The organism is Stenotrophomonas sp. STEN087 (assembly GCF_056759115.1).
The window spans coordinates 1-25,933 of the sequence record NZ_JBRRCR010000058.1; the positions used below are offsets into that span (position 1 = coordinate 1).

A 25,933-nucleotide genomic window follows, 5' to 3' on the forward strand; every position below is an offset into this window, starting at 1 on the left:
CGCCCCCCCCACCGCCACCGGGAGCCTGCCGGGCTCGCGCCTGGCCCGCCCGGGGCTGCCCCGCCGCCGGGGGGCCGCGGGGCTCTGGCCGGGCCGCTACCGCTTCAACCGATCTCGACCCACGCCGGCGCATGGTCGCTGGGGCGTTCCCTGGTGCGCGGCTCGCGGTCGATGCCCGAGGCCACCGCGCTGGCCTTCAGCGCATCGGAGACCAGGGTCAGGTCGATGCGCAGGCCCAGGTTGCGGCGGAAACCGGCAGCGCGGTAATCCCACCAGCTGAACACGCCAGCCTCGTCGTTGTGCAGGCGGAACGCATCATGCAGGCCCAGCTGCAGCAGCTTCTGCAGCGCACCGCGCTCGGCGGTGGAGGTCAGGATGTGGTTCTCGTTCCAGACCTCGGGGTCGGGCACGTCGCGCACGTCCGGGGCGATGTTGAAGTCGCCCATCACGATCAGCTTCGGATGGCGCTGCAGTTCCTGCGCGATCCAGGCGTGCACCGCTTCCAGCCAGCGCAGCTTGTACTCGTACTTGTCGGTGCCGACGTCCTGGCCGTTGACCACGTACAGGTTGATCACCCGCAGGTCGCCGAAGGTACCGGCGATGACGCGCTTCTGCTCGTCCTCGAAGCCGGGGATGCCGATCTGCACGTCCTGCGCCGGCTCACGCGACAGCAGCGCCACGCCGTTGTAGGTCTTCTGGCCGGCGAACACGCTGCGGTAGCCGGCGGCGATCAGCGCCGAATCGGGGAACTTGTGGTCCTCCAGCTTGGTTTCCTGGATACCGACGATGTCCGGGCCGAAATCCTTGAGCCACTGCTCCAGGTGCGGCAGGCGGACATTGAGCGAATTGACGTTCCACGAGGCGATTTTCATGGGGCCATTCTACCCGGCCCCGCTTTGGTAGACGCCAACCTTGGTTGGCGCGTGAATCTCCCGCGTGCGCAGATCCCGTCAGTAGAGCCACGCCATGCGTGGCTTCACCGAACCAGCAGCCTCAACAACCCCGCAATCTTCGAATACGGCGGCCGCAGCCGGTCACTGGCCGCCCAGCGCGACTGCCACAGCACCGGCAGCCGCTTGCTCATGGCATCGAACCCGGCCCGGCCGTGGTACGCACCCATGCCACTCGCCCCCACCCCGCCAAACGGCAGGCCGTCGGCGGCGAAGTGCAGCAGCGTGTCGTTGACCGTCACCCCACCGGCAACCACCTGGCCGAGGATGCGCTCCACCGTCGCCGTGTCATGGCTGAAGGGGTACAGCGCCAGCGGCCGGTCGCGCGACAGCACATCGGCCAGCGCCGCCTGCAGATCCGGGTAAGCCCACACCGGCAGGATCGGCCCGAAGATCTCCTCACGCATCAGGTCCAGGTCATCCGGCGGGTCCAGCACCACGATCGGCACCAGCAGGCGCTCGCGGTCGGCGCGCGCGGGGTCCACCTGCGCCAGCGGAATCACCGGCACGCCGCGCTCGCGTGCCTGCGCCAGGTAACCCTGCAGGCGCTGGTACTGGCCTTCGTTGATGATGCGCGTGTAGTCGCCGGCATCGCTGAAGTCGCCATAGCGCTCGCGCACCTGCTGCTGCAGTGCCTGCACGAACTCACGCTGGCGCGCCGTGTCGATCAGCACGTAGTCCGGTGCGATGCAGGTCTGGCCCGCGTTGAACCACTTGCCGGTGGCCAGTCGCGCGGCGGCCTTTTCCAGCGGGAAATCGCGGCAGACAATCGCCGGCGATTTGCCGCCCAGCTCCAGCGTCAGCGGCACCAGATGCTCGGCTGCGGCGGCCATCACCTTGCGCCCCACCGCCGTCGAGCCGGTAAACAGCAGATGGTCCAGCGGCAGCGAGGACACCGCCGCGGCCACGTCCGCCCCGCCCTGCACCACGGCCACCCGATCGGGCGGGAACACGCTGGCCAGCAGATCGGCCAGGAACGCGCTGGTGCGCGGCGTGTGTTCGGAAGGTTTCAGCAGCACGTGGTTGCCGGCGGCGATGGCCGTGGCCAGCGGCACCAGCGCCAGCGTGACCGGGTAGTTCCAGGGCGAGATCACCCCGACCACGCCCAGCGGCGTCGGCCGCAGCTGCGCACGCGCTGGCCACAACTTCCAGCCTGCCGATGCCCGCTGCGGCTTCGACCAGCGCCGCAGGTGGCGGCGCAGGTGGTCGATAGCCGACAGCACGCTCATGCCATCGGCCAGCTTCGATTCGACGTGGGCGCGGTGGCCGAAGTCCTCGGCGATGGCCTGGGCCATTTCATCCATGCGCGCCTGCAGCGCCTCGCGCAGGCGGCGCAGGTCGGCGTCGCGCTGGTCGAGCGAAGGGCGCTGGGCCTGCCAGGCGCTGCGCAGGGTGTGCAGGATGGCGGGGAGGTCGGCGGCTGAGTGGCTCATTCCGCGACTATACGGCGTGCGCACGTGAGGTGACCGGTAGTGCCGGCCGCTGGCCGGCAACCTCATGGATCTCCGGCAGGCATCGTGCATTTGCCGGCCAGCGGCCGGCACTACCAAATGAAAAGGCCGCGGTCTGCACCGCGGCCCTTGAAACCCCGGTGGGGGCCGACCGTTAGGCGCCACGCCGGTTACTTGGTGATGTCCACGTTCTTCGTTTCACGCAGGAACAGGCCGCCGATCACCACCGACATCAGCGCGATGATGATGGGGTACCACAGGCCGTAGTAGAGGTTGCCGGTACCGGCCACCAGCGCGAAGGAGATCGCCGGCAGGAAGCCACCGAACCAGCCGTTGCCGATGTGGTACGGCAGCGACATCGAGGTGTAGCGGATGCGGGTCGGGAACAGTTCGACCAGGTAGGCGGCGATCGGGCCGTAGACCATGGTCACGTACAGCACCAGCAGCCACAGCATGAAGATCGTGCCGGCGATGTTGATGCGCGAGCCGTCGGCCTTGGCCGGGTAGCCCGCCGTGGTCAGTGCACCCTTCAGCTCCGCACCGAAGGCATCGGCCTTGGCCTTGCCTTCTTCCTTGGTCAGGCCGGCGGCCTCGTATGAGGTGACGCTGGCGCTGCCCACGTTCACCATGGCCAGCGAACCGGCTGCGGCCGGCTGCACGTCATACGGCACGCCCGCCTTGGTCAGCGCGGCGGTCGCCACGTCGCAGGAGCTGGTGAACTTGCGCAGGCCGACCGGATCGAACTGGAACGAGCAGGTGCTCGGATCAGCCACAACCAGCGCCGGCGAGTTGCTGCGCGCTTCTTCGATGGCCGGGTTGGCGAAGTGGGTCAGGCCCTTGAAGATCGGGATGTAGGTGACGGCGGCCAGCAGGCAGCCGGCCAGGATGATCTTCTTGCGGCCGATACGGTCGGACAGCCAACCGAAGAAGATGAAGAACGGCACGCCCAGCGCCAGCGCGGCGGCGATCAGCAGGTAGGAGGTGGTGGCGTCGACCTTCAGCATGCTGCTCAGGAAGAACAGCGCGTAGAACTGGCCGCCGTACCAGACCACGGCCTGGCCGGCCGCAGCACCCAGCAGGACCAGCAGCATCAGCTTCAGGTTGCCGCCCTTCAGGCTGTCACGGAACGGGGTCTTGGAGCCCTTGCCTTCCGCCTTCATCTGCTGGAACAGCGGCGATTCGCTCAGCTGCAGGCGGATCCACACCGAAATGCCCAGCAGCACGATCGAGACCAGGAACGGAATGCGCCAGCCCCAGGCTTCGAAGGCTTCGTTGCCCAGGAAGTAGCGGCAGGCCAGGATGATCAGCAGCGACATGAACAGGCCGAGCGTGGCGGTGCACTGGATGAAGCTGGTGTACAGGCCGCGCTTGTTTGCCGGGGCATGTTCGGCCACGTAGGTGGCCGCGCCACCGTACTCACCACCCATCGCCAGGCCCTGGGCCAGGCGCAGCACGATCAGGATCACCGGTGCGGCGAAACCGATCGAGGCGTAGTTGGGCAGCACGCCGACCAGGAAGGTCGAGATGCCCATGATGAGGATGGTGACCAGGAAGGTGTACTTGCGGCCGATGCGGTCGCCGAGGCTGCCGAAGAAGGCCGCACCGAACGGACGCACGAAGAAGCCGGCAGCGAAGGCCAGCAGGGCGAAGATCATGCCCGTGGTTTCGTTGACGCCACTGAAGAACTGCTTGGCGATGATCGCGGCAAGCGAGCCGTACAGGAAGAAGTCATACCACTCGAAAACGGTACCCAGGCTGGACGCGAAGATGACCTTCTTGTGTCCCTGGGTGAGTTCGGATTTCGCCGGTGCAGGTGTGCTGGACATGAGACGTTTTCCCTCTGTAGATGCCGACCGTTGGTCGGCATGCAATCCCGGTGGGTGCCGACCGTTGGTCGGCACTTATTCAGAAGCTGTACTTCGTGGTGAACTGCAGACGGTTGATGTCGCCCTTGCGGCCGTCCTCGATCTCACGCACGCCGTACATGTACTCGGCACCGATATCGACCTTGGGCATCGGCGTGTAGAAGATGTTGCCGCGGATGCTCTGCACGCTCTTGGTGACCAGCGGCCCCAGGCTGCCATCGTTGTCGTAGTCGCTGCGGGCGTAGATCAGGTTGGTGCGCAGCTTCGGCGAGAAGGCATGGCGCCAGCCCACGTAGCCGGCCAGCACGCCGGTCGGGTTCAGTTCGTCGCGGGCGATGTCATAGGCGGTATCCGCAGTGACGCCCAGGCCGATGTAGCGGGCGATGCCCTCGCCACCGGTCAGCTGGTAGTGCAGCGAATCGTTGCCGCCCATCACCCACTTGCCGCCCAGGGTCAGGCCGCCGGCCACCTTGTCGGCCTTGGCGCCGGTGGCCTGGTTGTCGACCTTCAGCTGGCGGACGATGCCGCCGACGCCGAAGGTGCCCCAGTCGCCCTTCCAGCCATAACGCATCGTCAGGTCGGGCAGGCTGCCACGGTCGGAGTTGGCGCTGGCGTTGGTCCACACGCCGGTGACCGGGTTGCGGGTACCGGTGAGGGTGGTCGTTTCCGGGTTTTCCAGGGCGACGCTGAAGCCGCCCTGGGTGTAGCGCACCTGGGCCTGACGCACGAACACCACGCCATCGGTCGGGCCAACGAAGTCGACCGCTTCCGGCAGTGCCGCCGCATCCATGAAGTTGGACCAGGTCTGGCCGGCCAGCCAGTTGTTCCAGTACATGTAGGCGTGGCGCAGGGTCACGCCATAGGTGTTGGTGGCGGTCTGGTTGCCCAGCGAGTTGCCGAAGAAGTCCATCTCGAACATCGCGCCGGCCTTGTTGCCCGATTCGCTGACGTTGTCGATGCCGATGTTGAAGCGCGAGAACTTGGCGTGGGCGTTGTAGTCCACGTCCGAGCGCTTGCCCGAGCCGCCGGCACCGGCCACCGGGGTCTGGCCCGGCAGGTACAGCGCGCGGCCGGTGGCATCGTCGGCCAGCTGGCCATCGCTGGTCTGGGTGGCCATGAAATCGGCCTTGATGAAGCCGCCGATCTTGACCGTGGTACCCGGCGCGGCGCCCGGGGTGATGGTGGTGACCTGGATCGGCTGCTTGCCGGCCGGCACCTGCGCGACCGGCTTCTGCTCGGCCTGCACGGCGCGGACATCGGTCACGGCCTGCTGGGTCTGCACGATCTGGGTCTGCTGTTGCTGCTGCGAGGACAGCAGCGCCTGGACCTGGCGCTCCAGTTCGGCAACGCGTGATTCAAGCGCTTTCTCTTTGGCGGTCTCTGCGAACGCCATGCCCGGTGCGACCAGGGCGACCAGCAGGCAGGCCGCCAAAGGTGTGCGCACGGCTTTCAACGTACGGTGGCTCATGTTGCCCTCTCTCCCAAGTGGCAAGGTGATGCCGCGCGTGGGGCACGGTCGAGCCGAGACTGCGGGGCGTTTATGTATAGCGGTATTCGCCATTGGTCGAACCCGGGCCTGCAGGGCACTGACTTTCGACCATGGTCTAAGCGCCGTGGTGACGCGACCGGGGGTGGATGGGGCAAACTGGTGGCGGAGGGTCGTTGCGATGCTGCGACCGCACATACAAAGTCAACGTGCAAGTGAGGGTGCCATGGCTGATATCTACCCCGTCGATCCGCAGTTCGCCGCCAAGGCACGCATCGACAAGACGTCTTACGAGCAGCAGTACCAGGCTTCTGTGTCCGACCCGGATGCGTTCTGGGGCAAGGCCGCCGAACGGCTGGACTGGATGCGCAAGCCGACGAAGATCAAGAACGTCAGCTACGACCTGGCCGACTTCCACATCAAGTGGTTCGAGGACGGCGAGCTCAATGCCAGCGTGAACTGCCTGGATCGCCAGCTTGAAAAGCGCGGCGACAAGACCGCCCTGCTGTTCGAACCGGACGGCCCGGACGCGCTGGCCCAGCACGTGACCTACCGCGAGCTGTACGAGCGCACCTGCCGCCTCGGCAACGCACTGCGCAACCTGGGCGTCAAGAAGGGCGACCGGGTCACCATCTACCTGCCGATGATCGTCGACGCGGCCGTGGCCATGCTGGCCTGCGCGCGCATCGGTGCGATCCACTCGGTGGTGTTCGGCGGCTTTGCTCCGAACTCGATCGCCGACCGCGTCAGCGACTGCCAGAGCAAGCTGATCATCACCGCCGACGAAGGCCTGCGCGGTGGTCGAAAGATTCCGTTGAAGGCCAACGTCGATGCCGCGCTGAAGCTGCCGGGCACCAACACGGTTGAGACCGTGCTGGTGGTGCGCCACACCGGCGGCGCGGTCGACATGCAGGCCCCGCGCGACCGCTGGTTCCACGACGTGGTGGACAGCCAGCCGTCGACCTGCGAGCCCGAGCGCATGAACGCGGAAGACCCGCTGTTCATCCTCTACACCTCCGGTTCCACCGGCAAGCCGAAGGGCGTGCTGCACACCACCGGCGGCTACCTGCTGTACGCGGCCTACACCCATGAAGCGGTGTTCGACCTGCGCGAGGACGACATCTACTGGTGCACCGCCGACGTCGGCTGGGTCACCGGCCACAGCTACATCGTGTACGGCCCGCTGGCCAACGGCGCGACCTCGCTGATGTTCGAAGGCGTGCCGAACTACCCGGACACCTCGCGCTTCTGGAACGTGATCGACAAGCACAAGGTGACGATCTTCTACACCGCCCCGACCGCCATCCGCGCACTGATGCGCGAGGGCGAGGAGCCGGTGAAGAAGACCTCGCGCGCCTCGCTGCGCCTGCTCGGCAGCGTCGGCGAGCCGATCAACCCGGAAGCCTGGCGCTGGTACTACGAAGTGGTGGGCGACAGCCGCTGCCCGATCGTCGATACCTGGTGGCAGACCGAGACCGGCGGCATCCTGATCTCGCCGCTGGCCGGCGCGATGGACCTCAAGCCGGGTTCGGCCACCCTGCCCTTCTTCGGCGTGCAGCCGGCGCTGGTCAATGCCGATGGCGAAGTGCAGGACGGCCCGACCGAAGGCAACCTGATCATCCGTGATTCCTGGCCGGGCCAGATGCGCACGGTGTACGGCGACCACCAGCGCTTCATCGATACGTATTTCCGCACCTACCCGGGCAGCTACTTCACCGGCGACGGTTGCCGTCGCGATGAGGATGGCTACTACTGGATCACCGGCCGCGTGGACGATGTGATCAACGTGTCCGGCCACCGCATCGGCACCGCCGAAGTGGAGAGCGCGCTGGTGTCGCATCCGAAGGTGGCCGAAGCGGCTGTCGTCGGCTTCCCGCACGACGTCAAGGGCCAGGGCATCTACGCGTACGTGACCCTGGTGGCCGACGAGGCCCCCAGCGACGAGCTGCACAAGGAACTGGTCGCGTGGGTGCGCAAGGAAATCGGCCCCATCGCCACGCCGGACCACCTGCAGTGGGCACCTGGCCTGCCCAAGACCCGTTCGGGCAAGATCATGCGCCGCATCCTGCGCAAGATCGCCGAGAACGCGCCGGACCAGCTTGGCGACACCTCGACCCTGGCCGATCCGTCGGTCGTGGCGTCGCTGGTGGACGAGCGCAAGGTCCGCTGATGGACCATCCGGGCCGGGGCTTCGGGGTCGGATCCCTTTCCACCAGGAAAGGGCTCTGACCCCAGTAAACTCCGGCCAACAAGGGGTCAGATCCCTTTCCTGACGGAAAGGGATCTGATCCCGCACTGTTTTCCCCCACGGTTCCCCCCGACCATGACCACCCTCCTGATTGCCGATGACCACCCGTTGTTCCGCGAAGCCCTGCGAGGGGCCGTGCAGCGGGTCATCCCGGGCGTGCAGCTGTTCGAGGCCGACAGCGTGGAAGCGCTGTACGCGCTGGCCGACCAGCACAACGACGCCGACCTGGTCCTGATGGACCTCAACATGCCCGGCGCGCAGGGGTTCAACGCGCTGGTGCACATGCGCTCGCTGCACCCGCACCTGCCGGTGGTGGTCGTGTCCGCGCGCGAAGAAGCGACGGTGATGCGCCGCGCGCTCGATCACGGCGCACTGGGTTTCATTCCGAAGTCGGCCGACTCGGACACAATCGGCCACGCGCTGGGCACCATCCTCGATGGCGAGACCTGGGCACCGCCGGAGGCGCACAACGTGCCGCCCACCGGCAGCGAGGAACGCGAAGTCGGCCAGCGCCTGCGCGAACTGACCCCGCAGCAGTTCCGCGTGCTGCAGATGCTCGGCGCCGGCCGCTTGAACAAGCAGATCGCCTACGATCTCAACGTCTCCGAGGCCACGATCAAGGCCCACGTCACCGCCATCCTGCGCAAGCTCGGCGTGACCAACCGCACCCAGGCCGTGCTGATGGCCGGCAAGCTGGCGATCGACGACGACGCCATCGTGCTGCCGCCGGAAGAGGACTGACGGTAATGCCGGCCGCTGGCCGGCATCCGCCTGGAATCACTGGAACTGCTCTGGTAGCTGCCAAGCTTGCTTGGCACGCTTCTACCGACGCACCTGCCGGCCAGCGGCCGGCACTACCAGGCATCGCTGCGCCCGCGATATAGCCTTCGCTATACAAACCAGCCCTGCCTGCGCGTTTACCCGGAAATGCGCCATGCGCGGATCGCGATGCTAAGCTTCGCGTCCCCTTGGGGAGTAGCCGGATTCCTACGCAGGAATCGTCCACGTCAACATACTCGGCCAGTGCGCCGTGGCGTGGACAACCATGATGGTTGGCGAGACCAGCGGCCCGCGCGCGCAACGTCAGGTTGGGCGCGAGCGCGAGCCGTGCGTTCGTCCTTGCCCGACCTTCAGCAGCCGCCAATGTCCCCTGTTTCGATCCTCCTGATCGGCTTTGCCATGTCCACCGATGCCTTCGCTGCCGCGATCGGCAAGGGTGCGGCCATGCGCAAGCCGGTATTCCGCGATGCACTGCGCGCCGGCATCATCTTCGGCGTCATCGAGGCGATCACGCCCATCATCGGCTGGCTGCTTGGCCGCGCCGCCCTGCAGTACGTCGAAGCCTTCGACCACTGGATCGCCTTCGGCCTGCTGGTCGCGCTGGGCGTGCACATGATCATCAACGGCGTGCGCCCGGACAGCGGCGAAGAGGACGAGGATCCCTCGCAGCACCACGGTTTCTGGAAGCTGGCGCTGACCGGCTTCGCCACCAGCATCGACGCGATGGCGGTGGGCATCGGCCTGGCTTTCATGGACGTGCATATCGGCGTGATGGCAGCGGTCATCGGCCTGTGCACGCTGACCATGGTCACCGCCGGCATCATGCTCGGCCGCGTGCTGGGTGGCATGGTCGGCAAGCGCGCCGAGATCATCGGCGGCGTGATCCTGGTGATCATCGGTTCGACGATCCTGTACGAACACCTGCACGGCGTCGCGTAACGCGGTGAGGATTACGGGGTTGCCGGCCAGCGGCCGGCACTACCTCGCGTCGCGCAGCGCGCCGAGGAAGGCGCGCAGCGAGGCCGGCTTGATCGGCTTGGTCAGCACGCGGTAACCGCGTTCGCGGGCCATGCGCTTCAGTTCATCGCGGCCGTCGGCGGTCAGCAGCGCACCCGGCAACGGGTAACCGGCCGCTTCGCGCAGCGCCACCAGGGCGTCCAGGCCGTCCATGCGGTCGTGCAGGTGGTAATCCACCAGCATCACCTGCGGCTGCTCGGCCACCTTTTCCAGCGCCTGGTCCACGGTCGATGCGGTGATCACCTGCACCTGCCAACGGCCCAGCAGCGCGCGCATGCCGTCGAGGATCTCCTCGTCGTTGTCCACGCACAGCACGCGCATGCCGGCCAGCGAATCGCTGCGCACCGGCGGTGCGGCGGCCTGGGCAGGCAGCAGCGGCTCGCTGTAGCCCGGCAACGGCGCAACGCGCGGCAGGATGATCGAGAACATCGAACCGCTGCCGACCCGGCTGCGTGCATTGAGACGGTGGTCGAGCAGGCGCGAGATGCGCTGGCAGATCGACAGGCCCAGGCCCAGCCCCTGCTCGCCCCAGTCGAAGGGCTGCTGGTAGCGATGGAATTCGTCGAAGATCTGCCGCATGTGGTGCTCGGGGATGCCCGGGCCGGTATCCCACACCTGCAGTTCCACTTCATCGCCACGCTGGCGCACGGCCAGCACGATGCGGCCCTGACGGGTGTAGCGCAGCGCATTGGCGAGGAAGTTCTGCAGCACGCGGCGCAGCAGGCGGCGGTCGCTGCGTACCCAGGTGGTACGCGCGAACAGGTCCAGGCGCAAACCGCGCCCCGCCGCCACCGGCGTGTACTGCGCGGCCAGTTCGCGCATCAGCGCGCTCACGTCGAACTCGCCGATCACCGGATGCAGGCCACCGGCATCCAGCCGCGAGACGTCCAGCAGACCATCCAGAAGTTCCTCGGCCGCACGCAGCGAGGCATCCACGCGTTCGGCCAGGTGCTTCTGTTCGTCGCTCACATGGTCGCTGTCACGCAATGCCGAGGCGAACAGGCGCGCGGCGTTCAGCGGCTGCAGCACGTCATGGCTGATCGCTGCGAGGAAGCGGGTCTTCGACTGCTGCGCGACCTCGGCTTCGTGCGAACGTTCGGCCACGCGCTGTTCCAGCGTTTCGTTGGCTTCCAGCAGCGCTTTTTCCGCGTGCTTGTAGTCGGTGATGTCGTTGTAGCTGGTCACGTAACCGCCGCCGGGCAGCGCCTGGCCGCGCATCTCGATCACCTTGCCGTCGCTGCGCGTACGCTCGAACACGTGCGGTGAGCCGGCGCGCATGTAACCGATGCGACGGTTGATCTGCACTTCGATATCGCCTTCGCCAAGCTCACCGCGCTCGGCGTTGTAGCGGATCAGGTCGGCCACCGGCCGGCCCACGTAGAGCATGCCGTCGGGGTAGCCGAACATGTCCTGGTAGCGGCGGTTCCAGGCGGTCAGGCGCATGTCCGGGTCGACCACGCTGACGCCCGCGCTGATGTTTTCCAGCGTGGTGGAGAGGATCTCGCGGTTGAAGCGCAGCTCCTGCCCCGCTTCGTCCAGCACCGCCACCACTTCGCCCAGGTCCATGCCCGAGCCACGCAGCAGGCTGGTCAGCAGCAGGCGCGCCGACGCGGCGCCGATCGAGGCGGCCAGCAGGCGCTCGGTGAACTGCACCCACGGCCGGTCGGCCGGCGCCACCGCCTGCAGCTCGCGCCCCAGCGACTGCGCCTGTTCGAAGAACGAACGCCGTGCGTGGCGCTCGCCGACCACGCGCGAGGCCAGTGCCAGCAGGTCGCCGACGTGCACATGACCGGGCCAGCCGCCCGCCACCGAGGGCCGTTCGGCATAGGGATCGAGGAAGGGCGCGGCGCGCAGGCGCTCGTCCACGCCCGGGCGCCAGCGCGCGGACACCAGCATCATCGTGGCCACGTTGACCAGCAGCGACCAGAACGTGCCATGGGTCAGCGGGTCCCAGCCGGTCATGCCGAACAGCTGCTGCGGGCGCAGCCACTCCACGCCGAACGGCCCGTGCCGCACCCAGGTCGCATCCACCCAGCCGGCCATGGTCATCGCCGGCAGCAGCAGGGTGTATATCCACGTGGCAAAGCCCAGCACCATGCCGGCCTCGACGCCGCGACGGCTGGCGCCGCGCCAGTACAGGCCGCCGATCAGGCCCGGCGCGAACTGCGCCACCGCAGCGAAGGCCATCAGGCCGTACGAGGCCAGGCTGCTGTCGTTGCTGCTGCTGCGGTAGTAGCTGTAGGCCATCAGGGCCAGCAGCAGGATCGCCATGCGGCGGATCCACAGCACGCGCGAGGCCATGTCGGCCGCTTCCTGGTGGTCGCCACTGCGGCGCAGCAGCACCGGCATCACCAGGTCGTTGCTGACCATGGTGGCCAGCGCGATGGAGGCCACGATGACCATGCCGGTGGCCGCCGAGAAGCCGCCGACGTAGGCGATCAACGCCAGCGCGTTGCGCCCTTCGGCGAGCGGCAGGGCCAGCACCATTGCATCATCGGCCACGGTCCCGCCGGTGCCGAACAGGGTGACGCCGGCGGTGGCGATCGGCAGCACCATCGCCGAGATCAGCACCAGGTAGCCACCGAACATCCAGCGCGCGCGGCGCACGTCGCGCACGTCGCCACACTCGACCACGGCCACGTGGAACTGCCGCGGCAGGCAGATGATGGCGAGGAAACTGAGCAGCGTCTGCGAGATGAAGCCCACCGGCGGCAGGCCGGTGAACAGCGTATGCACCGACTGCACCACCGCATCGGTGCGGTTGCTCAGCCACAGGTAGGCGAACACGCCCACTGCCAGCATCGCCAGCAGCTTGATGACCGATTCGAAGGCGATGGCCAGCATCATGCCGTGGTGGTGCTCGGTGGCATCGACCTGGCGGGTACCGAACAGGGTCGCGAACAGCGCCATCAGCAGCGCCACGTACAGCGCCGGGTCGGTGAAGAAGCCGGTGGGGCCGGTGTTGCCGGTCAGCACCTGCAGGCTCATCGCCACCGCTTTGTACTGCAGCGCCAGGTACGGAACGATGCCGATCAGGGCGATGATCGCCACCAGCGCGGCCAGCCGCCGCGAGCGGCCGAAGCGCGAGGAGATGAAATCGGCGATGGACACCACGTTCTGGCTGCGCGCCACCAGCGCCAGACGCTCGATGATGCGCCAGCCGAACAGCAGCATCAGCAGCGGGCCGATGTAGATCGGCAGGTAGCCCACGCCGTGGCGGACCGCGGTGCCTACCGCGCCGTAGAAGGTCCACGACGAGCAGTACACGGCCAGCGCCAGGCTGTAGACGACCGGCCGCAGCCACGGCCGGTCGGGGTACATCGGCCGACGGTCGCCCCACCACGCCACGCCGAACAGCAGCGCGGCATAGGCAACCGAGACCAGCAGCAGGATCCAGCTGGAGACCACGCGCGCGTTTCCGTCAGGACAGGGGCCAGTAGATCACGACCGTTGGCCATTCTGGTAGGTCACGACCGTTGGTCGTGACGGGGGCATCCGTGCCCACTAACAGTGGGCACCCACCAAGAGAGGTGGACGGTGGGCACCCACCAAAGGAGGTAGGCGCCCACCAGCAACCGGCCTTATTCCGCCGGCACGCCCATTTCCTTCAGCAGCTCCGGCGCCGGGTAGACCTTGGCCAGCAGCCAGCGCAGGTAGCGCATGTCCACGTGCACGGCACGCTTGAAGCGCGGGTCGAACCACCAGCTGGCGCTGACCGATTCCCAGTTGCTGTCGAAGTTCAGGCCGATCAGTTCGCCCTTGGCGTTCAGCACCGGCGAGCCGGAGTTGCCGCCGGTGGTGTCCAGGTTGGTCAGGAAGTTGACCGTCTGGGTCTTCAGCGCCGGGTCGGCGGTGCTGCCGAAATCACCCTTGGCGATGGCCGCCAGCAGCGGCTTGGGCGCATCGAACGGGTAGGCGTTGGTGTTCTTCTCGACGATGCCGGCCACGGTGGTCACCGGCGAGTAGGTCACGCCGTCACGCGGGTGCAGCGCTTCGACCTTGCCGTAGCTGATGCGCAGGGTGCGGTTGGCATCCGGGTACACCGCGCGGCCCTGCTTGGCACGCCAGGCGAACAGCGCCTGCATGTAGGCCGGGCGCAGGCGCAGCTGCTCGCCTTCGCGGGTCTTGCTCTCGTTCTCGATGCGCAGCTGCGCGGCCACCAGCGGGCCGGCCACGGCGATCAGCGGATCGGCGGCCAGGGCCTTGCCCTCGCGGGCGGCGGCGAAGCGGGACAGGCGCTGTGCCTCGTCACCCAGCTGGGTGCCGGCGTACAGGCCGTCCAGGGCCTTGGCCAGCTGTTCCGGCGTGCGGCCGAAGGCGGTGTCGAACTCGGCCACGCGCTGCGCGTCCGGCAGCTGCTGGTAGCGGGTCAACAGGCGGGTCAGCAGGGCCTTCTCGACCTCCGGTGCGTAGCGGCGCTGCACCTGCTTGAGCACGCCTTCGATCATCGCCTGGTCGCGCTGCTGGTAGCCGGTTTCGCGCTGCGCGTCCGGCTTGGCCGATTCGATGCGCAGGCGCTCCAGCAGCAGCGCCGAGCGCAGCAGCTGGGTCTGCAGGGCCATCTGGTCCAGCAGCAGGTCGCGCTCGCCCACCGCCGCACCCTGCGACAGGTTGGCCAGCAGCGCCTTGATGTCGGCCTGGTACCTGCGGTCGGTGGCCGCCAGCATGGCGGTTTCGTCGGCCGCACGCTGGGCCTTGGCGTCGCTGCGCAGCAGGCCTTCCAGCTCACCGGCGGCGCGCTTGCGGTTGTTCTTCAGCGACTGCAGCTGCGAGGCGTAGCGGGTCCGTGCCTGCGCATCGTTGGCGGTGGCCGCCTCGATGGTGTCGATCATCTGCTGGAACACCGAGACGCGGCGCGGCAGCACGGTGTCGATCTGGCCGGCGAATTCGGCGGCGGTGCGGTGGCGGTAGGTGATGCCCGGGTAACCGGCCAGCATCGCGTAATCGCCTTCCTTCGGGCCTTCCACCGACATCTGCAGGTGCGCCGGCGCCTGGTAGGGCACGTTGTCCTTGCTGTAGGCGGCCGGCTTGCCGTCCTTGCCGACGTAGGCGCGCAGCAGGGTGAAATCGCCGGTGTGGCGCGGCCACATGAAGTTGTCGATCTCATCGCCGTAGTTGCCGATCGCGCGCGGCGGCGCGTAGACCAGGCGCACGTCACTCAGTTCCAGCTGGGCGATGCGGTAGAAATCGGTGCCGTAGTACATATTGGCCACCGAGCAGCGCACGCTGCCGTCCTTCTCGCACTCGGCCACGATCTGCTTGCTGGCCGCATCGACGGCGTCGAAGTAGGCGCGGCCGGTCTTGCCCTTGGCCTGGGCCAGCACCTGGTCGGTCACCTTGTCGAAGCCGACGGTGACCAGCACGCGGAAGTCGGGATTGGCCGGGCGCTCGTCGGCGCGGCCTTGGGCGATGAAGCCGCCGTTGATGAGGTCGTGCTCGGGCGAGCTGTTGTACTGGATCACGCCCATCGCCACGTGGTGGTTGGTCAGCAGCAGGCCGTCGGCGGAAACGAACGAAGCGGTGCCACCGCCGGCACGCACCACGGCGCTCAGCGGCGGCGCGGTGACGTTGGCCAGTTCGGCCGGGTTGCCCTTGAAACCGGCCGCCTTCAGCGGCTTGGCCAGCTCCGGCAGCTGGGTCGGCATCCACATGCCTTCATCGGCATGGGCGCCTGCGGCGAGGGTCAGGCCCAGGGCCAGGGCGGCAGGAAGGGTTTTACGGGCAGACATCGGCGTTTCCGGCAGTACAGAACAGCCCGGGACCATAGCCGCTGGGGGCGGATGGGGCAACGGCCGATGGTTGGGGTGGCGCGTTCATCGGCCACGTTGTCGGCCTACAATCGCGGTTCCATCACATGCAGTCAGGGAAGCAGCATGATCGTCGGTATCGACCTGGGCACCACCCATTCGCTGGTGGGCATCTACGAGGCGGGCGGCGGTCGACTGTTCCCCAATGCGCATGGCGAGCTGCTGACGCCCTCGGTGGTCAGCCTGGCCGATGGCGCGGTGCTGGTCGGGCAGCCGGCGCGCGACCGCCTGGTCAGCCATCCGGCGCACAGCGTGGCGAACTTCAAGCGCTGGATGGGCACCGACCGGCAGACCCGCCTGGGCGACCGCAGCTTCCGCCCCGAGGAGCTCTCGGCGCTGGTGCTGCGCTCGCTGCTGGCCGACGCCGAGGCCGCCCTCGGGCAGAAGGTGGAAGAGGCGGTGATCAGCGTGCCGGCGTACTTCTCCGATGCGCAGCGCAAGGCCACGCGCACTGCCGGCGAACTGGCCGGCATCTGCGTGGAGCGCCTGATCAACGAACCCACCGCCGCCGCGCTGGCCTATGGCCTGCAGCAGCGCGAGGGCGAAGGTCGGGTGCTGGTGCTGGACCTGGGCGGCGGCACCTTCGATGTGTCGATCCTGGAGCTGTTCGACGGCGTGATCGAAGTGCATGCCAGTGCCGGCGACAACTTCCTCGGCGGCGAGGATTTCTCGAGCGTGCTGCTGGAGGCCCTGCTGGCCGACCAGCGCCTGGACCTGGCTACCCTGGCCGACAGCGAGAGGGCGCAGCTGCTGCGCCACCTGGAACTCTTCAAGCGCGAGCTGAGCCACAGCGGCAGCAGCACGCTGGAGCTGACGCTGGGCGAACGCCGGCTGCGCTGGGAACTGGACGAGGCCGGATTCGCCCGGCTGTGCGATCCGCTGCTGCAGCGCATGCGCGGCCCGATCGAGCGGGCGATCCGCGATGCACGGCTGCAGCCGGACGCACTGGACGACATCGTGCTGGTGGGCGGTGCGGTGCGCATGCCGATGGTCAGCCGCCTGGTCACCCGCATGTTCGGTCGGCTGCCGCTGCGCCATGTCCACCCGGACCATGCCATCGCCCTGGGTGCCACCGTCGCCGCCGGCCTGAAGGGGCGCAACGAAGCCCTGCGCGAAGTGGTGCTGACCGACGTCTGCCCCTACACGCTGGGCACCCAGGTGTCCCGCCGTATGCCGGACGGGCAGTCGCGCGGCGGCTATTTCCATCCCATCATCCAGCGCAACAGCGTGGTGCCGGTCAGCCGCGAGGATCAGTTCTTCCCGATCCACGAGAGCCAGCGCGAAGTCGTGATCGACATCTACCAGGGCGAAAGCCCGACCGTGGACCGCAACATCAAGCTGGGCGAGCTGCGCGTGCCGTTGACCCATCGTGCACCGATGGAAGAGCGCGGCATCACCACCCGTTTCACCTACGACATCAACGGCCTGCTGCAGGTGGAGGTGACTGAGGATGCCACGGGCCTGCGCCACGAGCTGATCCTGGAACAGAACCCGGGCCTGCTGTCGCCCGAGGAGATCCAGCAGCGCCTGCAGGCCCTGCAGGACCTGAAGATCCATCCGCGCGATGCCCAGCAGAACCTGGCCGTGGTGGCCCGTGCCGAACGCCTGTACGAGGAGTTCATCGATCAGCGCGACACGCTGCAGGGCTGGCTGCTGCAGTTCCGCCACGCGCTGGACGGCCAGGACCTTCACCACATCGAGCAGCAGCGCCGCGAGCTGTCGCAGGCGCTGGACATGCTGGAGCGCGATGCATGAGCTGGGGCCTGGACGTGCTGGAGCTGGACGAGGATGCCGACGAACGTGCGATCAAGCGGGCCTACGCGCAGCGCCTGCGGGTGACCCGCCCGGAGGACGATCCGGTCGCCTTCCAGCAGCTGCACGAGGCCTACCAGGCCGCACTGGCCTGGGCGAAGGATCGCGCCGCAGAGGAGGCCCCGTGGCCCGGCAGCGGACCGGAAGCACCGCTGCAATGGGCAGCGCCGAGCGTTGCGGACGCGGGTCCGCAGGCGGATGGCCACGTGCGGGCCGACCCGCGCATGGACGTGGAGGCCATCGCCGGCCGCATCTTGGCCGAAGCCGTGCAGCAGGAGCCGGACGCGCTGCAGGAGTGGCTGGCGCAGCAGCCGGAACTGTGGTCGTTGCAGGGGAAGGCGCGGATCGGTGACGCCCTGCTGGACGCGCTGTTCTCCGCCACCGAGCCGGTGCAGGCCGACAACCTCGATGTGCTGGCCGAACGGTTCGGCTGGGACGAGATCGGCAGCGGCGTGGATCCCTATGCACTGGATGCACGGCGCATGGAGATGCACCGCCAGTGGGTGGTGCAGCCGGGCAACCACCATCGCCTGGCCGAACTGCTGCAGCGCTGCGGATTGCCGAACCCGCCCGCCGCGGCCGGCGAGCACATGGCCTGGCTGTCGCGTCCGTGGAATCACTGGCAGGCACTGCTCACTTCGTTGTCGCCCCAGCGTGGGCGCGACCTCAACCAGACCCTGGATGCCCTGGGCATCGATGACGACACGCCGGTGCCGGCCCCACTGCAGGCCCGCCAGATCGCGTTCTGGCGCGACATCGGCGCGATGCACCGGCTGAACCACGAGCGCTGGCTGCAGGGACTGCTGCGCGGTGTCGCGTGCGCGGTGATCGCCGCGCTGCTGGTGCTGGCCGTGGGCGTGCTGGGCCAGTTTGCCTCGGGTGACGGCGCTGCCGGCATCCATCCGATGGCCACCTACGCGCGGGTGGCACTGTACGCCGCGCTGGCGCTGGTGCTGCTGGGCGCGGTCGCCCCCGCGGTGCAGACCTTCCTGCACTGGCAGGTGCAGGACGAGCAGCCACATCGATCCGCGCTCGCGGCGCTGCTGCCGATTCCGCTGCTGGCGATCGTGGCCATCGTGCTGATCCACGGACTGGAACTGCGCACGGCCGGCACCCTGCTCGCCTGGCCGGTACTGGGCCTGTCCGTGTGGCGCTGGTGGCGGCGCACCCACCTGCAGATCCAGTTCAACGGCTGGCTGCTGCTGTCGGTGGTGCCGTTCCTGAAACTGCTGATCCTCGGCATGAGCTACGCCGAGCTGCCGGTCGCCTTCGCAGTGGCGTTGTGGGCGCGCGATGCCTGGACCCAGGTGTGGCGCCGCCAGCGATGAACGACTGGATGACGCTGCTGGGGCTGGACGCCGACGCCGACGAACGCGCCATCAAGCGCGCCTATGCGCGGCAGCTGCGGGTCACCCGGCCCGAAGATGACCCGGTAGCGTTCCAGCGGCTGCACGAGGCCTACCAGGCCGCGCTGGCGCAACTGCGCGAGGATGCAGCGCCGCCTGCGGAAGTCCGCCCCGCGCAGGCATCGACGGATACGGTGGACGCCGAGGGCGTTGCCGCGCAGCTGGTCGAGGTGGCCGGACAGGGCGATGACGCGCTCCTGCGGCAGGCCCTCCAGCAGCAACCGGAGCTGTGGTCGCTGCACGGCAAGCAGCGCATCGGCCACGCCGTGCTGCAGCAGCTGGTGACGGACGAACCGGCGCTGCCGCGCAGCACCTTCGAGACGCTCAGTGGGTATTTCGGCTGGGATGATCCGGTACGGGGCTGGGACCTGCACTGGCTGGACGCCGTGGCACGCCGCTGCGAACAGCGCTGGCTGCTGTCACCGGCCGGTACGGGGGCGCTGGTGATCCGCTACTCTGGCATCAGCGAGACCCTGCTGGTGCCCGGCAGCGATGTGCTTCCCAGCCTGCGTGAGCCGCGCCCGGCCTGGCGCAACCTGCTGAGCACCCTGCAGCCGTCGCGGGCACGCCAGGCGATCGACCTGCTGGCAGCGCTGGGCTACTGGCACGACCTGCGCCTGCCACCGGGCCTGGATGCCGGGCAGGTGGCGTTCTGGTCACGTTTCGGCCGCGAGGGCGATACCATCCATTGGCAGGCCGGCGGCCTGCGTGCGCTGCTGATCAGCGTGGTCCTCGGTCTGCTCTGCACCTGGGGCGTGGTCGCCAGCTGGCCGCTGCCGGCCTCCGCCGATGGCGCGCTGGATGGCGCCCAGCGCGCGGTGCTGATCATCGCCACTGCCGTGCTGCTGGCCCCTGGCCTGTGGCTGACGACCCGCGCGATACGTGCGCTCATTCGTTGGCAATCGCTGCCAGAGCACGCTTCAGCGGTTCTGCCGGGGCTGCGTATCCTGACCATTCCACTGGCGGTCGCGGCGGTGATGGCTGCGTTCCATCAGACGCTGCTCACTACCACCGACGATCCATTCACCGCGCTGCTCGTGCTGCCCCTGGTCAGCACCGGGGTGCTGAGCATGGCCCGCCAGCGCTTCGTGCAGCGCTGTGCGCCGGCAGGGGAGAAGGCCTGGGGTACGGGCATGATGATCGCCATCGTGCTGATCGTGCCCGCGCTGGTCATGGCCCTGGTCTACTGGGCAAAAGACCTGCATGGCCATCGCGGGCAGTTGCGCTGGTGCAACCGGTAACCGAACCCGATCCGGTCATTTCTCGCGTCGCCAGTTGATCGAACCGCGGTTTTCCACCGTGCTCGATTCCACTTCCACGTCGAAGCCGCGGCGCAGCAGGTACTTCAGGGTCAGCACCGAACCGGCACCCACCATCGACACGCCGTAGCCGACGTAGAGCTTGGGCGAGATGTACTTGCCGAAGCCAATCACCGAACCGCCCAGCGCGCGCGACTGGCTCACGCCGGCATCGTCCAGGCCCAGCTTGGCGCCCAGCTGCGAAGCCAGCAGGCCGCTGCCGGCCGACAACGCCGCCGAGGCCGCGGTGACCTGCTGGGTCTGGTCGGTGCTGGCATTGGTCAGGCTGCGGCCCAGCACCAGATAGGCCAGTGCCTCGGACTGCGACATCGCCGGGTCGGACCACACGTCGGCACGCGGCTGCTGCGCGCGGCCGGTCACGTCGATGCCGGCGGTGACATCACCGATGCGGCGCTCGGCGCGGATGTTGATGCGCGGATCGGAGACGGCGTTGTAGTTCCAGTTGAGGTTGCCGCGGGTGATGGTCAGGTCCTGGCCGTAGGCCTTGTAGCGGCCGCTCACCTCAAGCCCGCCGTTGGCGGTCATCTCGCGGCCGGGCTTGGCCCAGACCTGCATCTTGCCGGTCAGCCCGCCCTTCAGGCCGAAGCCGGTCATCTTCACCTTGTCGCCCAGGCTCACGGTCAGGTCCATGTCCAGCGGCGAGGTGCGCGATTCCTCCGGGTCGGCCGGATCCAGCACCACCACGTCCTCGGACACCGAGGTGCCGCGGTCCAGGCGCTCCAGGTCGATGTCGGCCTCGGGCACATTGACCGTGCCACGCAGCTCCATCGCCGCCTTGGCCAGGGTGAAGTCGAGATCGGGGTTGGCGACGATGCGCAGTTCGCTGGTGTTGGACACCAGCACGTTCTCGCCGTGGATCTTCAGCTGCAGCGGCTGCGCATCGCCGAACCAGGACAGGCCGCCGTCGACGTACAGCGTGCCCTTGCCCGAGTTGGCCTGCGCGGTGATCTTGGCCGAGCCATCGGGCTGGGCGACGAAGCTGCCCTTGCCCTGGTCGAAGGTCAGGCCCAGCGCCGGGAATTCGCCCTTGAAGTTGGTCAGCTGCGCGTCACCGCCCAGCGAGGGCCGGCCGCGCGTGCCACGCAGGCTCACGTGGCCTTCGATCAGGCCGGTGGGACGCACGATGTCCGGCGAGAAAAGCTCCAGCCAGTACAGCCGCGACATGTTGAGATAGAGCTCGCCGTTCAAAGGCGCACTGGCATCCCAGCCGGTCTGCATCTTCGCATCGACGAAGCCGTTGCCCTGGAAGCCCATGCCCAGGTAGCCCTTGATGCTGGCCGGGGTCATGTCCAGCTTCAGCGAGAACTGGTCGTAGCGCACCAGTTCGCCGCGGGTGCTGTCGGTGCCGGCGTTGCGGATCTCGCCCAGGCGCACGCCGCCTTCCTTCGAGCGCACTTCCACGTGGCCTTCCCAGGCATTGGCACGCGGACGGATCTGCGCGTCCAGGCTGACATCGCCGCGCAGGTAGATGCGGCGGCCGGACTGCGGCGGTAGCCACGGCTGCACCAGCGACAGCGGCAGCGCATCACTGCGCACCACCACGCCCTCGCGCGGCCAGTTGGCCTGCACGCACAGAGCGCCACTGCCGGTGGTGGCCAGGCAGGCTTCGGACAGCGTGTAGGTACCGCCATTGATGGCGAAGGTCGCCGGTGCACGCAGCGACCAGGGATCGCCCTTCATCGGCGCGATGCGCAGTGCAGACAGTTCACCGCGCCACTGCGTGCCCTGCTGGCGCACGCTGCCCTGCAGGTCGATCGCACCCATCTCGTTGCGCGTCTGTGCGGCCAGGCGCAGGTTGGACACGCTGCCCTGCGCATCCACGTTCAAGCGCTCCAGCAGCATGCCGGCATTGACCTGCTGGCCCTGCACCGCCAGCGTGCCGCTGTCGCCCCGCCACGGCAGGTGGCCCTTGATGCTCAGGCTTTCGGCGCCGTAGCCATCCCAGTTGAGGTTGTTGCCGACCAGGTCGGCGGTGATGTCCGGCGCATCGCGCGGGCCCTTCACCTGCACCTGGCCGCGCAGGCCGCCATCGGCACCGGGCAGCAGGTCGCTCAGCTGCAGCGGCTCGAAGCGTGCGTCGATGTCCAGGCGGTCGCCGACCTTGCCCGACGCGGTCACCCGGCTGCTGCCCACGGTCAGCTTCAGCTCGCCCTGGCCATGTTCGCCCTGCAGGGCGAACTTGCCCTGCGCGTCGACGTTGCGCTGGCGCAGCGTGCCCTTCAGCGAGGGCAGGTCCACGGTCGCCTGCAGCGTACCGGCAGTGCCGGCCGGTGCATTGGCCGGCGGCGGCAGCTGCTGGCCCTTGGAGGCCAGATTGCCCGACAGGCGGCCATTCCAGCCCGGCACGAAATATCCCGGATCGAAGTCCTTCAGCGTGGCCTTGGCATCCCAGTCCAGCTGGGGCGACCAGGCCACCTGGCCCTCCACCTGCAGCTGGCCACCCGGGGTCTGCGCCTGCAGCTGGTGGATCTGCGCGGCCTTGTCATTACCGCGCACATCGAAGCGCAGCTGCGCCTTCTGTTGCTCGCGCTGCACGTCGGCGCGGCCGATCGCGGCCCAGGCCTGCAGCGTGCCGGCCAGGCCGAAGCGTGCTTCCTTCAGGGTCACCGGTACCGGTGCGCTGCCGGCGGTGTTCGGGTCCGGCGCCGGCACCCAGGTCAGGTTCTGCGCGATCACCGAGAAATTGAGCTTCTGCTGGTCTTCCTGGCTGAAATCGGCCGTGCCTTCCAGGCGTGCTTCGCCGCCCAGGCCCTTCACCACCAGCGGCGAGACCTTCAGCACCTGGTCCTGCAGCGAAACCACCGACGGTGCCAGTTCCAGTTCCTGCTCGCCCTGCTTCACCCGCCCATGCAGGTTGGCGTTGCCGCCCTTGCCCGAGGCGGTGAAATCCAGTGCCAGCGGCGCGATGCCCGAAGTCGCCAGCGCCGGCGACAGCAGCGCCAGGTCCAGTTCGTCGCTGCGGACCGTGGCATTCCAGGTCGGGTCGGTGCGGCCGTCGAACACCAGCATCGCCTTCAGCGGCTGCGGTGCACGGCCGGCGACGGCCACTTCCATGTGCGCCAGATCGCCGCGCGCGACCAGGCCCAGGGTGGCGGCAGTGCGCCCGCGCGGTGCCGGCAGCACGGCGGTCACGGTCACGTCGGTGTCGTAATCCTTGGCCGGGATGTAGCGGCCCTGGGCGGTGAAATCGCCCACGTCGCTGTCCACGACCAGCTTGTGCGCCTGGAACTCGCCATTGGCGATCTCGATGCCGCCACGCACGCGGGCGATGTCGATCACCGGCTCATTGGCTTGGCTGATGCGGAAACCATCGATGGCGATGACATCGGCCTGGATCGCCAGCGGCATCTCGATCTGCGGCAGCGAATCGGGCCACGACGGCAGCTTGAACGGCTCATCGCTCTTGGCCAGGTTGAGCGTGGCGTTGGTCAGTTCCAGCTTGTCCAGCAGCAGCTTGCGGCCCAGCAGCGGGCGCAGGTCCGGCTCCAGGTGCGCGCGCTCGGCGTGGAAGTGGATGTCGTCGTAGCGGAAATCGACGTTGTACAGGGTCAGCGGGCCAGCCACCGGGCCGTCCGCCTTGTCCCAGGTGAAGCTGGCGCCCACCGGCAGCCGCGCCACCACCTGCGCCAGCAGCACATCACGGCCGGCCACGGTCTGCAGCAGCCAGTACACGGCCAGCAGCGCCAGCAGCACCAGGCCGATGACGCCCACGCCCGACCACGCCCAGAAGCGGCGGCGGCGGTAGAAGCGCACGCGCGGCGGCGGCGGGGTGCGGGTCTCCGGGGTCTGCGCGCTCACAGGTCCGCTCCGATGTTCAGGTACAGCTGGAACTGCGAATCAGGGTTGTTCAGGCCGTGCGCGATGTCCACGCGCACCGGGCCCACCGGCGATTTCCAGCGCACGCCGAAGCCCACGCCGGTGTGCAGGTCGATGGTGTTGTCGAACGCGCTGCCGGTGTCGACGAAGACCGCCGCACCCCACGGACCGCCCTTGAAGTAATGCTCGTACTCGGCCGAACCCACCACCAGGTTCTTCGCACCCAGCGCGTACTTGTCCGGCGCCGGCGTACGCGGGCCCACCTCACGGAAGGCATAGCCGCGGATGCTGCGGTCGCCACCGGCGAAGTAGCGCAGGCTCGGCGGCATCGCCACCAGGTCGCTGGTCCAGGTGGTGCCACCTTCGCCGCGCAGGATCAGGCGGTCGCTCTGCCCCACCGGGATATACCAGCGCAGCACCGCATTGGCCTGCACGAAGCTGGTATCCGAACCGGCGCCCTCGATGCCGCCACGCAGGGTGGCGGTGCCGCTGACGCCGCTGCGCGGGAACAGCGGATCGTCGACGTTGACGTAGTCGGCGACCAGCTGCGGGTAGACCAGGGTCGAGGTGTTGTAGACCGCGTTGGTGAACTCGGTGCCCGAGGCATAGCGCCAGCGCTCGCGCAGGGCGTTCATCGAGGCGATGGCGGTCCAGTTCTCGTTGATCTGGCCGCTGCGGCTGGCGATCAGCTTGAAGTTGCGCAGGTCGATGTAATCGGTCTGCTCATCGTAGGCACTGGCGGTGAAGCCGTACCAGCCGTCGAGCCACTTGAACGCCGGCACGCGGTAGGTGCTGGTCAGGCTCTTCCGCTTCTGCGCATAGTCCAGCTGGGTGTTCATCTTGTGGCCGCGGCTGTTCACGTAGCGCCGCTCGATGCCACCGCGCACACCCGCGCCGCTCTCGCTGCCGTAGCTCAGGCCCGAGGTGTAGATGGTGCGCTTGGCCCGGGTCAGCTTCACGTCCACCGGTACTTCGCCGTTCTCGTCGGCCTGGTCCGGCCGCGGCTGGATGTCGATCACGCTGAAGTAGTCGAGCTTGGTCAGCGACTCGCGCAGGCGGTCCAGCTTGCCTTCGTGGAAGTAGCTGCCCTGTTCCCAGTACACCAGCGGGTCGAACAGCTTGTCGACGAAGTAATCCTGCTCGAAAGTCACCGGGCCCATGTTGTAGCGGCGGCCGCTGTCCCAGGTCAGGTCGATGTCGGCGGCGTTCTCGGCGCGGGTGACCTGCACCTGGCGCTGGGTGTAGTCGGCGTCGAAGTAGCCGCGCTCGGCCAGGCGCCGGGTGATGGTGATCTTGCTGGCTTCGTACTGGGTGTGTTCGAAGCGCTGGCCCTTGCGCGGCTTGAACGCGGCCAAGTCATCCTGCAGGTACTGGTCGTACATGGCAGGGCCGGTGATGTCGATGTGCTCGCGGCGCACGCGCACCGGCTCGCCCTTCTCCACCCGGATATGCACCTGCACGCGCTCGTCCTGGCGGGGCGCTTCCACGGTGATCACCGGGTTGTAGTAACCGAACGGCTCCAGCGCCTCGCGGGTCTGCCGCTCGGCCTGCGACAGCAGGTATTCCAGCCGCGACTCGCCCTGTTCCTTGCCGATGGTATCGTACAGCGTCAGCGATTCCTGGATGTTCTCGATGATCGCGGCGTCGTCGCCCTTGTCCAATCCCTTGATGTCCACCTTGTCGATGGTGCCGCGCGCATGGGCCACGGAAGTGGTGGCCAGGGTCAGGACCATCAGCGGGAGGGCGTATTTCTTTGGCTGCATGCGGCACAGCATACCGACCGCGCGTGACGATGCGAAATGCAGCGCGCGAATGGGGATCGGTTGTTAAGTGGCAGTCAAAATGCGCAGCTTTGTGCGCGTTATCTGCACGATATCGGTAGCGCCCGGGCCAACCCCCCCCCCCCCCCCCCCCGCCCCCCCAAAACCCCCCCCGCCAAGCCCCGCCCGACAAAACAACCCAAAAACACCACAAAA

General features: G+C 68.0%; 14 protein-coding genes and 1 riboswitch. Of the genes, 6 read left to right on the plus strand and 8 right to left on the minus strand.

The window, feature by feature from the left end:
* Window positions 1-104: 104 nt before the first annotated feature.
* The 4 genes from xth to ACVOK1_RS14540 form a co-directional block, all read right to left on the minus strand.
* Window positions 105-872: an exodeoxyribonuclease III gene (xth, locus tag ACVOK1_RS14525; RefSeq protein WP_481562477.1), complete on the minus strand. Its 768-nt coding sequence runs from the start codon at window positions 870-872 to the stop codon at window positions 105-107.
* Between the two features lie 104 nt (window positions 873-976).
* Window positions 977-2,383, minus strand: a complete 1,407-nt coding sequence (locus ACVOK1_RS14530) for a coniferyl aldehyde dehydrogenase (RefSeq protein ID WP_481562478.1) — start codon at window positions 2,381-2,383, stop codon at window positions 977-979.
* A gap of 188 nt (window positions 2,384-2,571) precedes the next feature.
* Window positions 2,572-4,227, minus strand: a complete 1,656-nt coding sequence (locus ACVOK1_RS14535; RefSeq protein WP_164074352.1) for an MFS transporter — start codon at window positions 4,225-4,227, stop codon at window positions 2,572-2,574.
* A 79-nt stretch (window positions 4,228-4,306) separates the two neighbouring features.
* Complete coding sequence (locus ACVOK1_RS14540; protein ID WP_406233874.1) at window positions 4,307-5,734, minus strand: DcaP family trimeric outer membrane transporter; 1,428 nt, start codon at window positions 5,732-5,734, stop codon at window positions 4,307-4,309.
* Between the two features lie 244 nt (window positions 5,735-5,978).
* On the opposite strand from ACVOK1_RS14540, the gene acs reads away from it, so the two are divergent.
* From acs to ACVOK1_RS14555, 3 genes are all read left to right on the plus strand, one after another.
* Window positions 5,979-7,922 (plus strand): acetate--CoA ligase, encoded by a 1,944-nt coding sequence (acs, locus tag ACVOK1_RS14545; protein ID WP_481562479.1) that lies wholly within the window; start codon window positions 5,979-5,981, stop codon window positions 7,920-7,922.
* 153 nt (window positions 7,923-8,075) lie between these two features.
* Window positions 8,076-8,741 carry a response regulator transcription factor gene (locus tag ACVOK1_RS14550; protein ID WP_006477308.1) on the plus strand — a complete coding sequence of 222 codons (666 nt, stop codon included), beginning with the start codon at window positions 8,076-8,078 and terminating at the stop codon, window positions 8,739-8,741.
* Window positions 8,742-8,964: 223 nt separating this feature from the next.
* Window positions 8,965-9,133: riboswitch (yybP-ykoY riboswitch) on the plus strand.
* A gap of 10 nt (window positions 9,134-9,143) precedes the next feature.
* A complete protein-coding gene (locus ACVOK1_RS14555; RefSeq protein ID WP_079224342.1) occupies window positions 9,144-9,719 on the plus strand; it encodes a manganese efflux pump MntP in 576 nt (191 codons plus the stop codon).
* 39 nt (window positions 9,720-9,758) lie between these two features.
* On the opposite strand, the gene ACVOK1_RS14560 is transcribed toward ACVOK1_RS14555, so the two are convergent.
* Window positions 9,759-13,205: a hybrid sensor histidine kinase/response regulator gene (locus ACVOK1_RS14560; RefSeq protein ID WP_481562480.1), complete on the minus strand. Its 3,447-nt coding sequence runs from the start codon at window positions 13,203-13,205 to the stop codon at window positions 9,759-9,761.
* A gap of 173 nt (window positions 13,206-13,378) precedes the next feature.
* Window positions 13,379-15,526, minus strand: a complete 2,148-nt coding sequence (locus ACVOK1_RS14565; RefSeq protein WP_481562481.1) for a S46 family peptidase — start codon at window positions 15,524-15,526, stop codon at window positions 13,379-13,381.
* Between the two features lie 144 nt (window positions 15,527-15,670).
* Between ACVOK1_RS14565 and ACVOK1_RS14570 the strand changes: the two genes are divergently transcribed.
* The 3 genes from ACVOK1_RS14570 to ACVOK1_RS14580 are packed head-to-tail and all read left to right on the plus strand — an operon-like array spanning window position 15,671 to window position 20,063.
* On the plus strand, window positions 15,671-17,359 hold the full coding sequence (locus ACVOK1_RS14570; protein WP_481562482.1) for an Hsp70 family protein: 1,689 nt from the start codon (window positions 15,671-15,673) through the stop codon (window positions 17,357-17,359).
* A complete protein-coding gene (locus ACVOK1_RS14575) occupies window positions 17,356-18,744 on the plus strand; it encodes a hypothetical protein (protein WP_481562483.1) in 1,389 nt (462 codons plus the stop codon). The genes ACVOK1_RS14570 and ACVOK1_RS14575 overlap by 4 nt, the downstream gene beginning before the upstream one ends.
* Window positions 18,741-20,063 carry a J domain-containing protein gene (locus ACVOK1_RS14580; protein ID WP_481562484.1) on the plus strand — a complete coding sequence of 441 codons (1,323 nt, stop codon included), beginning with the start codon at window positions 18,741-18,743 and terminating at the stop codon, window positions 20,061-20,063. The genes ACVOK1_RS14575 and ACVOK1_RS14580 overlap by 4 nt, the downstream gene beginning before the upstream one ends.
* Before the next feature lie 15 nt (window positions 20,064-20,078).
* Here ACVOK1_RS14580 and ACVOK1_RS14585 read toward each other — a convergent pair whose 3' ends face one another.
* On the minus strand, window positions 20,079-23,939 hold the full coding sequence (locus ACVOK1_RS14585; RefSeq protein WP_481562485.1) for a translocation/assembly module TamB domain-containing protein: 3,861 nt from the start codon (window positions 23,937-23,939) through the stop codon (window positions 20,079-20,081).
* The gene (locus tag ACVOK1_RS14590) at window positions 23,936-25,732 is read right to left on the minus strand and encodes an autotransporter assembly complex protein TamA (RefSeq protein ID WP_313050245.1); all 1,797 of its coding nucleotides are present in this window, start codon (window positions 25,730-25,732) and stop codon (window positions 23,936-23,938) included. The genes ACVOK1_RS14585 and ACVOK1_RS14590 overlap by 4 nt, the downstream gene beginning before the upstream one ends.
* Window positions 25,733-25,933: the final 201 nt, after the last annotated feature.